We start from the raw sequence: 13544 nt of genomic DNA, 5'->3' as shown, positions 1-13544 counted from the left end.
GAACGTGATTCGGTTAGGCGGGAACACCACCTCTCGGGAGGCGCCGCGTGAGGATCGAGGACTACCCGCACCGGCTCGCCGGGCACTGCGGCTCGGGCGCCCTGCGCGATCTGCTCGACTGGGCCGGACTCGGCTGGGCCGGGCCGCCGAGCGAGCCGCTGGTCTTCGGCCTCAGCGGCGGGCTGGACTTCAAGTTCCTCCAGATCCCGGGCCTGAACCCGCCGATCTATCTGGGCGGCCGCACTCTCGACCTGGAGTTCGATCTCTGCCGCCGCCTGGGCGTGGAGGTCGAGCATCTTGAGACCGACGACCCCGTCCAGGGATGGGGCTGGGTCACCGCCGAACTCGACGCGGGCCGGCCCGTGATGATCTGGGCCGACATCCTCCGGCTCCCCTACCTGCGCGTACGGCTGACCAACACCCGGCACGACATCGTCGTGGTCGGGTACGACGCCGCGGCCGGGGTCGCCTGGGTCGCCGACAACGACCGGGAGGAGATCCAGCAGGTGCCTTTGGAGACGCTCGCCCACGCCCGCGATTCGCGCGGATTCCCGCACCCCAACCGCCATGCCACCTTCCCCATGCGGTTCCCCGAGCGGCTACCCGACCTGCTTCCGCTGGCCCGGGAGGCGGCGGCGCAGGGGGTGGCCAACATGAGCGGCGGGAACTCCGAGTCAGGCGAGCCGCCGCTGGAAATCGCGGGCTACTCCGCCGGCCTGGCGGGCGTACGGGACTTCGCCGCCGAGGTGGCCGGCTGGCCCGAACGGCACGCCCCCGAGACGCTCGCCACCATGTACACGATGGTGCGGATCTGTATCGAGAAGGCCGGCACCGGCGGTGGCCTCTTCCGGCGCCTGCAGGCCGGGTTCTGCCACGACGTCGCCGCCATCACCGGGGACGAGGCATTCCACGAGGCCGGTCGGGCCTGGGCCGCCTGCGCCGAGGCGTGGAGCGCGCTGGCCGCCGCCGCGGGCGCCGCCCAGCCGGACCACGCGGCGATCGCCGATCAGGCGGCCGCCCTCCCGGCACTGGAGGAGCGCGCCACCCGGAAGCTGGCCGCCGCCGCGCCCGAGCCGTCCCACTCGTGAGTCAGACTTACGACATCCCTCGAAGGCATCCCAGCGTCGTCGACCACATCAGCCTCGGTTACGTGGTCTGGTCGGCCGCGGCGCGGAATGCCTGGACGATGTCATGAAGGTGTTCGGCGGCTTCGGCGTCGTCGGCGGGGATACGGAGATTGAGACGCAGGTCGGTGGCCCCGGCTGCGACCAGCGGTGGCACGGCGTCCATGGTGCGTTGAACGTCCAGGAGGCCGTCCGGGCGGGTGCTGGTGGGAATGTGGCCGACGATCTGGAGGTTCGCGGGGTCCCGGCCCTCGTCCGCGAGTGCGTCGCGCAGGCGGGCGATCGCCGTGGGGAGGTCGGCGGCGTCGGGTCCCCAGGGAATCCAGCCGGTGCCGAAGCGTGCCAGGCGTTTTATCACGCGGGGATTGAGGGTGCCGCTGATCCAGATGGGGACGCCGCCCGTCTGGAATGGCTTGGGCATCATGTGGATGTTCTCGAAGTGCAGGTCGGGCGAGGAATAGGTGGCCTGCGTGTCGCGCCAGAGGGTCTGGCAGACCTCGAGCGTTTGGTCGAGCCGGCGTCCTCGATCCTCGAAGTCCAGTCCGGCAGCCTGGTACTCCTCGCGCTGCCAGCCCACTCCGACGCCCAGGTCCAGTCTTCCGCGTGACAGGACGTCCAGGGTCGCGGCGCTTTTGGCCAGGACGACGGGGCGGCGGAGCGCGGCCAGAAGGATGCCCGTGGCCAGCCGGATCCGGGAGGTCATTCCGGCCAGGACCGACAGGGTCGTGAGGGGTTCCAGCCAGTGGCCGTCCGGGCCGGTGGGCTGGCGCCCGCCCGCCTGGCCGCCGAGTTCCGGCCGGGCGTACGCCTCCAGCCGTTCCCCGAAGACCACGTGGTCGGAGACGGACAGCCGGTCGAACCCGGCCTGGTCGAGGAGCCGGGCCTGGCGGAAGAGGTGGTCCCAGCCCCCGGGATCGGTGGCGGAGAAGGAGCGCACGCCGGTCGAGAGCTGGATCCGTGCGCCGGTCATGAGGTCTCCACCTTCTGCTTTGTCCTTCTTCGGATGGGGAGGCGCTCGCGGGCGTGTAGGCCGGTCACCGGGTGTCCGAGAGGCGGCGGGTCTGTTCTCTCAGTACATCGATCATGTGCTGGACGAAGTCGGCGATCGCGGCCTGCTCACGTTCGTCGTACCCGGCGACGACGGCCGCCATCTTCCCGCCCAACTCGGCGAAGGCCGCCGAGACCGCTTCGGGGGCCTCGTGGGTGGCCGCGATGACCGCGCGCCGCCGGTCCCGTGGGTCGTTCTGCCTGCTGACGTGACCCGCGCGCTCCAGCCTGTCCACCAGTCCGGTGACCGCGCCCGGAGTGATACCGGTCAGCTGGCTCAGTTCGCCCGCCGTCATGGGCCCGTGCAGGTCGATCAGCGTCAGGGCGCGCTGGTCGGTGGGGCTCAGCCCCAGGTGCCGTCCCACCGCCTCATGGAAGAAGACGACCGCGGCGCTGAGTTCCCGCCCGAACTTCGCCCCCTGGCCCGCGGTGCTTCCGCTCGACTCCATCCGATCTCCATTGCTTTAGTTGACTGAAATATTTAGTAGACTGAAGGACATGTCACTCTCCCTCCAGGCGCGCACCGCCGTTGAGGTGCCCTCCCAGGCTCTGGGCTTCTACCGCCGCCATCCGGTCCTCATCGTCGGGATCTCGCTGGTCCCCGGCCTGGAGCGGTTCGTATCGGTACAGACGGACCTGCCCGGCCCGCTTCCGGTCGTCATGGAAACGCTGACGCTCCTCGCACGGGTGCTGCTCATCGGACTCATCGTCCGCCTGGCCTTCGGGCGGGAGTCCACCGGAGACTCCGGTCACCCGGCCCGGTTTCTTCGGGAGCGATGGCCGAGCCTGATGCTGCAGGCCGCCATGCTGGGCGGGCTGGTGATGGTCTTCGACGTCATTCCCGAACAGATCATCCGCGACTGGATCCCAAGCGGCGGTGAGGATCTCTACACCGCCGTGCTGCTGCTGATCAAGAATCCCACGGTGATCGCGTTCACCTTCGTGTGGATGGTGCTCGCGGCCCGGCAGGTGGTCACCTACACGCCCGCCGAGCCGGCCGTACACGATCGCCGCCCCCGCACGCCCCAACCATAATCGACGCCTGCGCATCCGGCCTGTCGTCCCGGCAGCACGTTGACGAGGTGGTCCCGCACCAGCGCGCGGCCGGTCGTGGACGCGGCGGCGAGGGCAGGCATTGCCGCCTACGACTGGTGTCGGCAAGCGCGGAACATCGCACCGCTATGACTTCCGCATCCGCGCAGCGGTGGGACGTGAAGGGCCGTCGCGACGAGTCGGGACGGCCGATGACGGCTGCGGATATCCGCGATTCCAGGACGCCGATTCCGGAGCCGTCCAGATCGGCTCCCGGGGGCACGCCGCTGACGACGAGTGGAACTTCACCCCGAGTTCGAGCCTCGCGGCCAAGGGGCCTCCGTCGGGCCGGCCGCCGGGCTGGTTCGTCGGGCTAGGCCCGGACGACCACCACGCTGGTGATCTTGTCGGCGAACGTCTGCTTCTTGGGGTCTCCGAGGGCCAACCACCAGCCCAGTCCGAACAGCGGGTAGTTCAGGAACTGCGCCAGCCGGCGGCCCAGGGCCAGCCCGATGCCGGGCGTTCGGCCGTCGCGGTCGCGAACCGCTCGTATGCCCAGGGCCTTCTTGCCCACGGTCTGCCCGGTCCGGCCCTCGCGGACCAACTGGAACGTCACAGCGGGGATCATGGCGAGGATGCCCGCCCAGCCGAGGATCGCTCCGACGACTTCGCCGCTGTCGCCCGGACTCATGTCATCGATCAGCCCGCCGATGAGGACCAGCAGCCAGAACGGGCCGAAGTTGATCAGAACGTCCAGGAGGAAGGCGCCGGCGCGTTGCGACCAGCCGGCGTACGGCGGATGCTGCGGCACGTGCGGAACCCAGGGCTGCGGCGGCGCATACGCAGCCCCGGGCTGCTGCGGCCGGGTCGGGTGACCGTACGGCGCTTGCGGGGCCTCGTTCATTCCGGTACTCCTCGCCTGTCGCACAGAAAGGGAATTCTGTGACGTCGAATCCGCGGTCTCCGCTGGAAGATTCGCCTGAGTCGTCAGCCGGCCCGCTTCAGGCTGTCGATCATTCCTCCCCAGGCGGGGCCGTCCCAGGAGATGACGAGAGCCGATCCGTCCGGCTTCAGTTTCAGGGTGCCGCGCTTGCGCTCGGCATTCTCCGTGGTGCATTTCAGGGTCAGGACCGGTTCCGCCGTGTCCGCGCCGGTGACCGTTCCGGGACAGGCGAGTTGCCCAGTGGTCCGCACCGTGTCGCCTGTGATCGTGAGCGTCGCGATCGGGCTCTTGTTAATCGGCTTCCAAGTGCCAGCGAGCCCGCCCTTCGGCTCCGCCGTTACGGGCTGCGTCGCCTGGGCGTTCCCTGCCGGGGACTGTGCCGAGGCACCGGCCTTTCCATCGCCGTCATCGCCGCAGCCGGACAGCAGGATGGCGGCCAGCACGAATGCCGTGGCACTCAGCGTCGAACGCATCGTGGGTCGTACCCTTCTTACTCTTTACCCTGGACTACTCTATATCAGCACACGCCAATCAACCTTTGCAAATTGTCCGGCCACAAAGAAGAACAGCTGCCGGTTTGACCGAATCCCCGCCACTACGATATAAATGCAATTTTGCCGGCATTGGTACTCCCGATGGAAATGCGGGCGGGTGGCGGCGGCTCGGCCGGCGTGCCGGAAGGGGCCGCGGCCGCATGTGCCGTGGACCATCTAGCCTGTGGGGCAGCGGCCCGGGTTGTCGCAGATCTTGAGGGCGGCCGAACGGCCGAAGAGCTCGAGGATCTCGCGGGGGTCGCGCAACCGGTACGCGGTGCCGCCGGTGGCCTCGGAGACGCGCTTCAGGGCCGCGATGTCGATGTCGGGGCCGAAGGCCAGGCCAATGACCTGAACGGGGCGCGCCGGGTCGTACTCCTTGCGCAGTTCGCCGAGCAGGGCCGTCTCGGTGATGCCGCCCGCGAAGTCGTTCCGGCCGTCCGAGAGCACCAGCACGATGTTGATCATGTCGGCCCGATAACCCGCCTTCATCGTCCGGAACGCGGCCAGGATCGAGTCATAGAGGCCCGTGTCACCGTCCGGCTTGGCACGCAGCCGCCCCAGCGCCTGCTGGACCGCGGCCCGGTGGGTGCCCGCGCTGCTGACGCCGCCGAGCCTGCCGACGGGGGCCAGCGACCGGTAGGGGCGGGTACCGTCCATGCCGGTCGAGAAGGCCCAGACCCCGGCCTCGGCCTCGTCGGGGAGCAGGGCGATGCCCTTGGTGAGCTCGCCCGCCGTGATCGTCATGCGGGTCTCGCCCGTGCCAGGAACCTGCTGATCCATGGACCCCGACACATCGACGAGCGTGAGCATCCGGGTGCCGAGCCGCATCCGGCGCCACATCTCGAGCGTCTCCAGCGTGGCCCTCGGGTCGATCGTCGCTCCCCCGGCCCGGTCGTTCGCGGGCCGCAGACCGATCTTGGCGAGTTCCCTGGCGCCACGGCGAGAGTTGAGCTCGGCGAGGAACCGCTTCGCGTCGTCCGCCCTGGCCGAGCCGTGGACGATCAGGGGAAAATCGAGGGTCACCGTTCCGTCGCCCGGAGTCTGCGCCACCACGGGGGCGCCGCCCGTACGGGCATGCCGCCGGACCGACTGTTCCGACACGGCCAGCACCGACCTGTCGCTGCTTCGCGCGAGGTTCGCGAGGGCGGCTCCGGCATCCTTGGCAACGGTGTTGCTGTCGTGAGACTGAGCCTCCCGAAGGATGTCGGTGAAGCCGGCCAGGCTCGTGTCCCCGCCACCGCGCCGTGCCATCAGGAGGGCGGCCACGCCGCTGGCGTCCGACTCCGGATCGACGATGCGCAGCCCGTAAGCCGTGCTGTGGGCGTCGCGGCGCAGGGAACGCCAGGTGAGGCCGCCGGGCGGCGGAGGCGTCGCCTGCGACCGGACGAGCACCAGCGGCGAGAGGGCGGCCGATCCGACCGGACGCGGGACCGCGGCCCCGGTCCGCTGTGCCGCGCTTCCGGCCATCGCCAGCCACAGGGACGAGTCGAGGATGAAGGCGTCCGCCCTGCTCTCACGCCGGGCGCCGCCCAGGGTGAGGACCGAGGCGGCCGACGGCGCGGCGGTGACGACGATCTCCAGGCACCGGTCGTCGAAGCGCTGTGCCGTGGCGGTGACGGCCGGGGCGATCGCGGGATCGGCGGCGAGCCGCAGCGTCTCCTTCTCCCCCTCTCCGCATGAGCCGCCGAGCCGCGACAGGCCCACTCCGACCATCGAGGCCACCAGGACGGCCAGGACGGCGATCACCACGCTGAGCGGTGGTCGGCGGCGCGCACGGCGCTTCACGGGCGCGAGAGCCGGACGGCGATCGTTCGCGATCGTCGACCGCCCGGGGCTCGACAGTGGTGCCAGCGCCACCGACGGCGGGACCGGCGCGGGAGAAGGCGGGACCGGCACGGCGTAAGGCGGGGCCAGTGCGGCCGGCGGCGGGGCCGACGGCGGAGCCGGCCGGGGGGGAGGCGGAGCCGGCCGGGGGGGAGGCGGGGCCGACGCGGGGGGCTCTGGTGACGCGTTGCCGGCCGGTCCCCCCTCCTCGACGGCGTACGGCAACGCCGGCAGCTTGGGGACTTCGTCGCCGTCCTGACCGGATGACTGCATGATGCCGTCCATTGAAGCGGCACCGGACGGTGCGCGGATGGGCCCCTGGGCCCAAAAAAGCGTCTCTGGTCAGGAGTTGGGGCCTCGGGCCCATCAAGGAACCAAGGCGGTGACTGGGCCTCAGGGCCCTTCACCCGGCCTTCTCAGCGGGACAGGATCCGATGATGAGCAAGGAGTTCCGGAGCCGAGATAGAGGCAGCTCGGAAACCGAATATGCCGCGTCTCTCCTAGGAAGGATCTGTCCGGGGTGAGCGGGTCCGGGCGGCGTCGGCGGGAGCACCACCACGTACTTCGAGATCACCTATCAGGATGACCCGCACACTCAAAGCGTGCTCCGAGCGATCACTGCGCCCCCGCAGCAGGCGACCGAAAGGCAGCGGAACAACGATGAACCCGCCCAACTGATCAAAGACAAGGGCAAACCGAAAGGATGCCGAGTGGTTCACAAATGCCGAGACCAGGGTGCGGGCGCAGTCGAATATCTGGGAATACTGCTGCTCGTCTCCGCCATCGCCGCCGCCCTCTTCACGTCCGGCACATCCGACCTTTTGGTAGATAAATGCAAGACCGCCCTCTGCCGCGCCTTCGGCGGTGAGTGCGGGGAAGACGTGCTGGCTCGTCGCGGCGGGGCCGAACCGCGGATCACAGGGCGGCCGCTGGTCGACGGCGGGGATACCCCGCTTGCCCCCGACATTCCGCCGGGCGGCCCACAACCGCCCCCGCCACTGCCACCGATCGCGAGTCCGCGCTGCCAGTTGGACCGGACCGTGCCCTGGGTGGAAAGGCTGCACGCCCACAATGACTACGAGAACGAGCATCCACTCGACGATGCGCTCGACAACGGAGCGACAAGCGTGGAGGCCGACATCTGGCTTGAGAACGGGGGCAGGCTGGAAGTCAAGCACGACGACCCGAAAGGCAGTAGAGCCGACACACTTCTCGAACTCTATCTCAAACCGCTGACCGAGAGGATCAAAGAGAACGGCGGGGTCTACCCGGGGTACACTGATCCGTTCGAACTCATCATCGAAGCCAAGGACAAAGATAAGTCAGGAGCCTATGAGCAGGTAGCCAAGGACATCAACTCGCTCAATCCACCGCTGGCATCGAACGTGCACGTGATCCTTCCGATGCCGGAGAATTACGACCCTGACCGTAACACGCTCGGCGACACACCCATGCCGGTCAATATCCGTTTCTCCGCGAGCCTGGGGGATCAATGCGCTATCCCGGATTGGCTCAACCCCAGGAACAAGAATTATGATGCGAGAATCGCCAACCGGGTCGTCATGCTGAACGGCGATTTCAACAAATGCGTGGACCGGAGCCCCAAGGGCAGGTACACCATCGACCCGACCGAACACCAATACCTGAACAATCTAGTCACCAACGCGCATGCCAATGGCCGAAAAGTCCGCATCTGGAACGCCCCGGACGGCTGGGAAAGATGGAAAGGGAAATTCTATAATTGCATCAAGCGGCCGGGGCACCAGAGATGCGAGGGCGGCTTGCAGAAGAACTGGTGGCAGGCCGCCGAGGAGGCCGGCCTGGACTATTACGTGACCAACCATCTCGGACAGACCCGCGATTGGCTCCTCAAGAAGTGCGGAAAGAAGACCTACCCGCCACGCTGACACCGAGATTCTTGTCAGCGACTTTGCGCGGATATTCCGATATTTGGAAGGTATGAGGACGCGGGCGGCCAACACAGCCGAAAGCCCCACCCCCCCCCGCCGTGGCCACCGCCATCGCCGCCTGGCTCCACCGGGGGACGTCACCGGCGTACCGCCCGTCCAGGGGGCGCCGCCGACCAGCCGACGGCCAGACCGCGGAGCGATACCGCGAGCGCAGCACCTCAGCAGCGGGCCCTCGCCATCCAGGGCCGACCCGTCATCGGGCTTGACCGCGGGCCCAGCGGGGGACCCAGGGCCGCGATTGGGTCTCGGGACCCTTCACCTGGTCTTTTCCGCGGGACAGGATCCTCTGGTGAACATGGAGTGCCGGCCCCGCGACAAGGGCGGTTCGAAAATCGAATACGCCGCGCTCATTGCCGTGGTGAATGTGGTGGTTCTCGGACTGAACAGCACCTTTGCCGGATCGTGGCCGCAAAAGGTTGAATCCTCTATTTGTCGAATATTTTCACAGGGATCCTGTCCTGCGGGTGAGGCCGCGCTCCCCCAGCCGCCACCACCGCCCCCGGATCCGCCCTGCACCGTGGCTGATACCTCGGTAGAAAAAACCAAATCCGTGCAGGTGCTTCTTTACTCTCACAAAGAGAAGGAGAAGAAGGTGGTCATCCAGCGCTCGGACGGCGAGGTGTGGGAGGTCGACGGGAGCGAAAACAGGAATGGAATCCATGTCGAGACCGGCATCGGTTACAAAATCAACGACAAGAAGACCGGCCTTACAATCGCGGGCGGCAATGAATGGAGCAAGACCGCGTCGACGACCTGGAAGTTCGCCAACGAGGCCCAGCGTCAGGCTTTCCATGCCGAATTCGAGAGGCAGCGGACCACGCTGGTCAAGAGCAAGGGTCCCCTCAAGGGCCTGATCGAGGCGGAAAGGCTCAAGTACACGATGGCCGACCAGTGGGGCATCAAATACACCATCTCAAAGGGTACCGGCACCAACGGGTACATCAATGGCAGCCTGTCGTTCTCCGCGGGCAAGGTAAAGGCCAAGGTCGGCGGGATATACGAGGAAACACACGAGGTCGGCACCACGACGACCAGTGAAAATGAAGAGATCAAAACATTTATGAGCAAGAACGCGGTCACTCTCGGAGCCACGGGCGAGGCCAAGACCGAGAACAAATGGCTACCCTCTTTCGCCCTGCAGGCGACGAAGGACTGGTCCGACGGATCCACCGTTTCCATCACCTATGACATTGTGCAGACTCCCGACGGCAAAGAGGTGAAGGTTCCCAAGACGGCGACCATCGTGACCGACTCCGGCTCCAACCACAATCTGAACGCCGGCGCCACCTGGGAACTGAAGTTCAAGGATCCGAAGAGCCTGCCCACTCCCAGCCCGGCCGGCGGCCAGTGGGAGCTCAGGAAGGACAATCCCGAGGGGACCTTGTCCTACTCGAAGGGCGGCGGCGGTAACGCGTTCACGCACATCGAGATCTCGCTCCAGGGTGACCCGCACGCTCAGCAAGTGATCCAGAAATACATCGCGCCCCCCGCTGCCGGCGCGGGATATCAGGGTGAGATGCAGTCGCTCGCCGATGAGCTCGCCGTGTTGATCCAGGAGAAGGGGAAGATCTCCACGCTTTCCTACGACCGCGACAGCAGCAAGAAGGGAGCGGACTTCGGATTCACCCCCGGCGTCAAGATCGCTGGCCTTGAGAACAGCACCGAGACGGTCCGGACCGCGCTCACGGACGCGCGGATCGTCGACCCGAAGACCGGTGTGTCCCGTCCCTGGATCTGCCGCACCGACCGGGACCCCGGAACGAGCCGGCCATGACGTCGCCCCGCCCCTACTCGTCCTCGGAGCTGCGCACCGCCGCGCGCGGCGCCCGCCCCGAGCGGGCCGGTCCCGGCGGCCCGCTCCTCGCGCTGCTCGTCGCTTTCGCCGTCGTCGGGCTGGCTTTGGCCGGTGTCCGCTGGGGCATCGGCATCACCGGCCTGGGCTCCGTCGGCATGGTCAACGACGCGGTGGTCGAGGCGACGGCGCCCGGGCTGCTGGCGGCGGTCGTGGTCGCCACCGCGCTCGCAGTCCGGGTGGCGACCGCGAGCGGCGGCCGTGGGTCGCCGGTGCTGTCTCACGAGGGGCAGATCGCCCTGACCGTCACCCTGCTGAGCTGCATGATCGTCCTCCCGATGATGATCCTGAACCCGCTGTTCGGGACGCCGCACTCCGCCTCCCTCGTCGTCGCCGCGCTGGTGGCGGAACTGACCGTCGGCGCCGGGGCGTGCCTGGGTGTCCTGGCCCTGCGACACCGGTGGATGAACGTGCTCGTCCTGGCTGGAGCGCTGATGCTCGGGCTCGACCTGATCGGCCAGTCGATCGTCGACCGGGTGCTGGCACCCGATCCCGCGGACCTCATATGGCCGAGCGAGATCGAGGGCGCCCTGATGACGCTGCGAGAGCTCGACCAGTGGAGACCGCGCGCGTCCGCCATGGCCGTGGCCGCCTCCGTCGTGGCCATCGGGACGTTCCGGAGCGATCGGATGACGCGCGGGCGACACCTCGTGGCGATGGCCGCGGCACCACCCCTCCTGCCCCTGGCCTCGACGCTGCTCGCACTCCCGTTCGCCGGGAACGACGTCCTGGAGACCCGAGGCCGGGGCCTGTGGCTCTGGTTGATGGCGGGTAGCGTCGCGGGTCTCGCCTGCCTGCTGGTTCCGCGGTTTCCGTGGCGCTCGGCTCCGCGCCGACGCCGTCCGTGACGCCCCGTCCGCCCCGAGGGGACGGGCGCCGCTCAGCTTCCCGGGAGTTCGAGCATGATCGCGGCCAGCGTGCCGAGGAGCATGGACGGCCCGAACGGGATCGAGCCCGCCCGCGACCGCCGGACCGCCATGACCGCGAACGCCGCGACTCCACCGAGGAGATACATCGTCAGCAGGCCCGTCCACCAGGTCGCCGCGCCGAACCACCCGAGGTAGAGGCCGAGCACTCCGGCGAGCTTCACGTCCCCGAGCCCGATCCCGCCGGGTACCAGGACGGCCTGGACGGCGAACAGCGCGAACAGGGCCGCCATCCCGGCGCACGCGTGCACGAGACGCCCGACGCCTCCCTCGGTGAACGGAACGGCCAGCGCGAGCAGGGCCGACGCGACGCCGTACGACGGAAGCGTGAAACGGTCCGGCAGCCGCTCGACCCGCAGATCGATGAACGCGAGCAGCGTTCCGACTCCCGCCAGGTAGAGCAGGGCGGCCAGCAGGACCGACGAGCCGAGCAACCCGCCGAGCACCCCCCATCCCGCCGCCGTGGCCACGGCCATCGCCGTCCGGTTCGCGCGGGAGACCCCGTCGACGTACGGGCCGGCCATCGGCGCCGCCGACCAGCCGACGGCCAGGCCGGCCGAGGCCGCCGCGACGATGATCCATGTGTGCATGTCCGTGCTCCCTGCGTCGCTCGGCCGGTCGGAAGGCGAGGCGCGGTCAGCCGAAGCGGCGAGCGTAGGTGAGGCTGCTGCGCAGCGGGGAGATCTTGACGACGTCCCCGGTTCTCGGAGCTTCGACCATCTTGCCGTCGCCGTAGTAGACGGCCACGTGGTCGGTCGGGCGCGGGCCGAAGAACACGAGGTCCCCGGCCTGGAGCTGGTTGAGCGGCACGGGCCTGCCGCGGGGGTCGTCCAGTTGCGTCCCGGTGAAGTGGCCCATGGCGATCCGGCCCTTGGAGGCGTGGTAGACCGCGTACAGCGTGAGGCCGCTGCAGTCGAACCCGATGGTCAGGCGCCCGTCGTAACCTCCGGGCGAGCAGCAGATGCCGCGTCCCGGGCCACGAACGGTGCCGCCTCCCCAGGAGTAGGGCGTGCCACGCCAGCACAGGGCCCAGGCGACCACCGCCGCGCCGAACGGGAGGTCGTCGGCGGGACGCTGCCCGTTCGTGGCGCACTCGCTGACCACGACGCCGCCCCCGCCGACCGGGCCTCCCGGGGGAAGGTCCATGCCCTCGGGCTGTCCCGTGTAGGCGACGGGGTCCTCACCGTCGACGAGACGCAGCTTGAACAGCTTCCTCACGCGCTCGCGGTCACCGCCGGGGTACACCTGCACGCCGTCGCAGACCATCCTGCGGGTCGGCCCGATCCCGGTGCTCTCCGGCGGCGGGTCCCAGTAGTCGGACGAGCAGCGCGGCGCCTTCATCGTGGCGACCGCCCTGGCGGAGCCCGCGCGGCCGATCCCGGTCTTCCCGGTGTTGTCGGTGCAGAGGTTGCGGCGTTGGCGGAGGTCGTCGCGTTCCTTCGCGGTCAGTTCGCCGTCCCTCTTGAGCTGGCAGAACCGCGTCGCGGCCTCGACCATGGTGGTCTGGCCCTCCCTGCCGCTCAGCCGGGCTCGGAGCACCCGCGTCCCGTTCTTGTCGGCGTACGACGCGGCTGCCGCCTCGGGCGTGGTGCCGACCGACCAGTAGCCCGCCGCGGACGGGTCGAGCCCGTCCAGCGCCAGCGAGACCGCCTGGTCGCGGAGGGGGGCGAGCGCCCCGAGCGCGGCGGCGTCGGCGCCGATCTGCGCCCGGGTGCGCATGTCGCCGGCCTGGCCGATCCGGCCGAACAGCAGGAAACCGGCGGCCAGGACGACCGCCATGAACATCACCAGAACGGAGGTGGCGGCGCCTTCGTCGCCCCCTCCCGATTTGCCGTACCGCATCCGCCGCAGCATCCGCACCCCATTCCATGAGCGGAGATCACACATGGCCTTCCGGCTTCAGCGATGACGGCCGCGCGCCGGCCGGAAAGCGTTCACGAGAAAGAGGCCGAGAAGGCATCCGAGCAGGATCTCGATACCGCACGGGAGGATTCCGTGAGTGCTCCAGAGATCAGGTTCGGTGGCCGCGGTCGCGGCGGTGGCCGCCAACGCCGCCACCGGCAGTTGGAAGGCCGGCCGCCACCGGCCGAAGAATTCCTGGTCGTAGGTTCCGGCGGGCTCCGCGTCCGGTGCCAGGGTTTTCAGGGCGAGCAGACCGAGGGCGCCGAGGGTGGCCGCCGTCAGCCAGGACGCCGGCACAGCGCGCATCGACCGGCCCTTCTTCGGCAGGCGGCGGGGTGATGGGGAGTGTGCCTTCCCGAAGCCGGATTCGGCTGCTTCCCCACCGTCC

General features: G+C 68.9%; 13 protein-coding genes. 5 read left to right on the top strand and 8 right to left on the bottom strand.

Features of this window, described 5'->3' with window-relative positions; translation table 11 throughout:
• Nucleotides 1–47: 47 nt before the first annotated feature.
• Nucleotides 48–1088 (top strand): BtrH N-terminal domain-containing protein, encoded by a 1041-nt coding sequence (locus ACFPZN_RS08605; RefSeq protein ID WP_378281285.1) that lies wholly within the window; start codon nucleotides 48–50, stop codon nucleotides 1086–1088.
• 58 nt (nucleotides 1089–1146) lie between these two features.
• On the opposite strand, the gene ACFPZN_RS08600 is transcribed toward ACFPZN_RS08605, so the two are convergent.
• Together ACFPZN_RS08600 and ACFPZN_RS08595 are read right to left on the bottom strand one after the other, a co-directional pair.
• Complete coding sequence (locus ACFPZN_RS08600) at nucleotides 1147–2094, bottom strand: TIGR03619 family F420-dependent LLM class oxidoreductase (RefSeq protein ID WP_378281284.1); 948 nt, start codon at nucleotides 2092–2094, stop codon at nucleotides 1147–1149.
• A gap of 64 nt (nucleotides 2095–2158) precedes the next feature.
• Nucleotides 2159–2620 carry a MarR family winged helix-turn-helix transcriptional regulator gene (locus tag ACFPZN_RS08595; protein ID WP_378281283.1) on the bottom strand — a complete coding sequence of 154 codons (462 nt, stop codon included), beginning with the start codon at nucleotides 2618–2620 and terminating at the stop codon, nucleotides 2159–2161.
• Nucleotides 2621–2669: 49 nt separating this feature from the next.
• Here ACFPZN_RS08595 and ACFPZN_RS08590 point away from each other — a divergent pair, with 49 nt between their 5' ends.
• Complete coding sequence (locus ACFPZN_RS08590; protein ID WP_378281282.1) at nucleotides 2670–3206, top strand: hypothetical protein; 537 nt, start codon at nucleotides 2670–2672, stop codon at nucleotides 3204–3206.
• A 370-nt stretch (nucleotides 3207–3576) separates the two neighbouring features.
• Here ACFPZN_RS08590 and ACFPZN_RS08585 read toward each other — a convergent pair whose 3' ends face one another.
• The 3 genes from ACFPZN_RS08585 to ACFPZN_RS08575 all read right to left on the bottom strand — a co-directional run bounded on the left by ACFPZN_RS08585 (nucleotide 3577) and on the right by ACFPZN_RS08575 (nucleotide 6467).
• Nucleotides 3577–4107 carry an RDD family protein gene (locus ACFPZN_RS08585; RefSeq protein WP_378281281.1) on the bottom strand — a complete coding sequence of 177 codons (531 nt, stop codon included), beginning with the start codon at nucleotides 4105–4107 and terminating at the stop codon, nucleotides 3577–3579.
• Nucleotides 4108–4190: 83 nt separating this feature from the next.
• Nucleotides 4191–4619, bottom strand: coding sequence for a hypothetical protein (locus ACFPZN_RS08580; RefSeq protein WP_378281280.1), 429 nt, complete (start codon nucleotides 4617–4619; stop codon nucleotides 4191–4193).
• 237 nt (nucleotides 4620–4856) lie between these two features.
• Nucleotides 4857–6467, bottom strand: a complete 1611-nt coding sequence (locus tag ACFPZN_RS08575; protein WP_378281279.1) for a substrate-binding and VWA domain-containing protein — start codon at nucleotides 6465–6467, stop codon at nucleotides 4857–4859.
• Nucleotides 6468–7108: 641 nt separating this feature from the next.
• Here ACFPZN_RS08575 and ACFPZN_RS08570 point away from each other — a divergent pair.
• The 3 genes from ACFPZN_RS08570 (at nucleotide 7109) to ACFPZN_RS08560 (ending at nucleotide 11176) form a co-directional block, all read left to right on the top strand.
• Entirely contained in the window at nucleotides 7109–8413 is a 1305-nt protein-coding gene (locus tag ACFPZN_RS08570) for a PI-PLC domain-containing protein (RefSeq protein WP_378281278.1), read from the top strand.
• Nucleotides 8414–8765: 352 nt separating this feature from the next.
• Nucleotides 8766–10250 (top strand): hypothetical protein, encoded by a 1485-nt coding sequence (locus ACFPZN_RS08565; RefSeq protein ID WP_378281277.1) that lies wholly within the window; start codon nucleotides 8766–8768, stop codon nucleotides 10248–10250.
• Nucleotides 10247–11176 carry a hypothetical protein gene (locus ACFPZN_RS08560; RefSeq protein ID WP_378281276.1) on the top strand — a complete coding sequence of 310 codons (930 nt, stop codon included), beginning with the start codon at nucleotides 10247–10249 and terminating at the stop codon, nucleotides 11174–11176. The genes ACFPZN_RS08565 and ACFPZN_RS08560 overlap by 4 nt, the downstream gene beginning before the upstream one ends.
• Nucleotides 11177–11208: 32 nt before the next feature.
• On the opposite strand, the gene ACFPZN_RS08555 is transcribed toward ACFPZN_RS08560, so the two are convergent.
• From ACFPZN_RS08555 to ACFPZN_RS08545, 3 genes are read right to left on the bottom strand one after another with little or no spacing between them, the layout of a single operon-like run.
• A complete protein-coding gene (locus tag ACFPZN_RS08555; RefSeq protein WP_378281275.1) occupies nucleotides 11209–11844 on the bottom strand; it encodes a prepilin peptidase in 636 nt (211 codons plus the stop codon).
• 46 nt (nucleotides 11845–11890) lie between these two features.
• A complete protein-coding gene (locus ACFPZN_RS08550) occupies nucleotides 11891–13096 on the bottom strand; it encodes a C40 family peptidase (RefSeq protein ID WP_378281274.1) in 1206 nt (401 codons plus the stop codon).
• Between the two features lie 57 nt (nucleotides 13097–13153).
• On the bottom strand, nucleotides 13154–13462 hold the full coding sequence (locus ACFPZN_RS08545) for a hypothetical protein (RefSeq protein WP_378281273.1): 309 nt from the start codon (nucleotides 13460–13462) through the stop codon (nucleotides 13154–13156).
• Nucleotides 13463–13544 lie beyond the last annotated feature (82 nt).

Origin of the sequence: Actinomadura rugatobispora (assembly GCF_042656285.1) — a bacterium.
GTDB lineage: Bacteria > Actinomycetota > Actinomycetes > Streptosporangiales > Streptosporangiaceae > Spirillospora > Spirillospora rugatobispora.
Note: the sequence above shows the minus strand (reverse complement) of the source record. Positions and strands in the feature narration are given on the sequence as shown.

Coding starts and splice junctions, on each gene's coding strand:
- ACFPZN_RS08545 (WP_378281273.1), bottom strand. CDS start 13,462: ATGCGCGCTGTGCCGGCGTCCTGGCTGACGGCGGCCACCCTCGGCGCC.
- ACFPZN_RS08550 (WP_378281274.1), bottom strand. CDS start 13,096: ATGCGGTACGGCAAATCGGGAGGGGGCGACGAAGGCGCCGCCACCTCC.
- ACFPZN_RS08600 (WP_378281284.1), bottom strand. CDS start 2,094: ATGACCGGCGCACGGATCCAGCTCTCGACCGGCGTGCGCTCCTTCTCC.
- ACFPZN_RS08595 (WP_378281283.1), bottom strand. CDS start 2,620: ATGGAGTCGAGCGGAAGCACCGCGGGCCAGGGGGCGAAGTTCGGGCGG.
- ACFPZN_RS08580 (WP_378281280.1), bottom strand. CDS start 4,619: ATGCGTTCGACGCTGAGTGCCACGGCATTCGTGCTGGCCGCCATCCTG.
- ACFPZN_RS08560 (WP_378281276.1), top strand. CDS start 10,247: ATGACGTCGCCCCGCCCCTACTCGTCCTCGGAGCTGCGCACCGCCGCG.
- ACFPZN_RS08585 (WP_378281281.1), bottom strand. CDS start 4,107: ATGAACGAGGCCCCGCAAGCGCCGTACGGTCACCCGACCCGGCCGCAG.
- ACFPZN_RS08555 (WP_378281275.1), bottom strand. CDS start 11,844: ATGCACACATGGATCATCGTCGCGGCGGCCTCGGCCGGCCTGGCCGTC.
- ACFPZN_RS08590 (WP_378281282.1), top strand. CDS start 2,670: ATGTCACTCTCCCTCCAGGCGCGCACCGCCGTTGAGGTGCCCTCCCAG.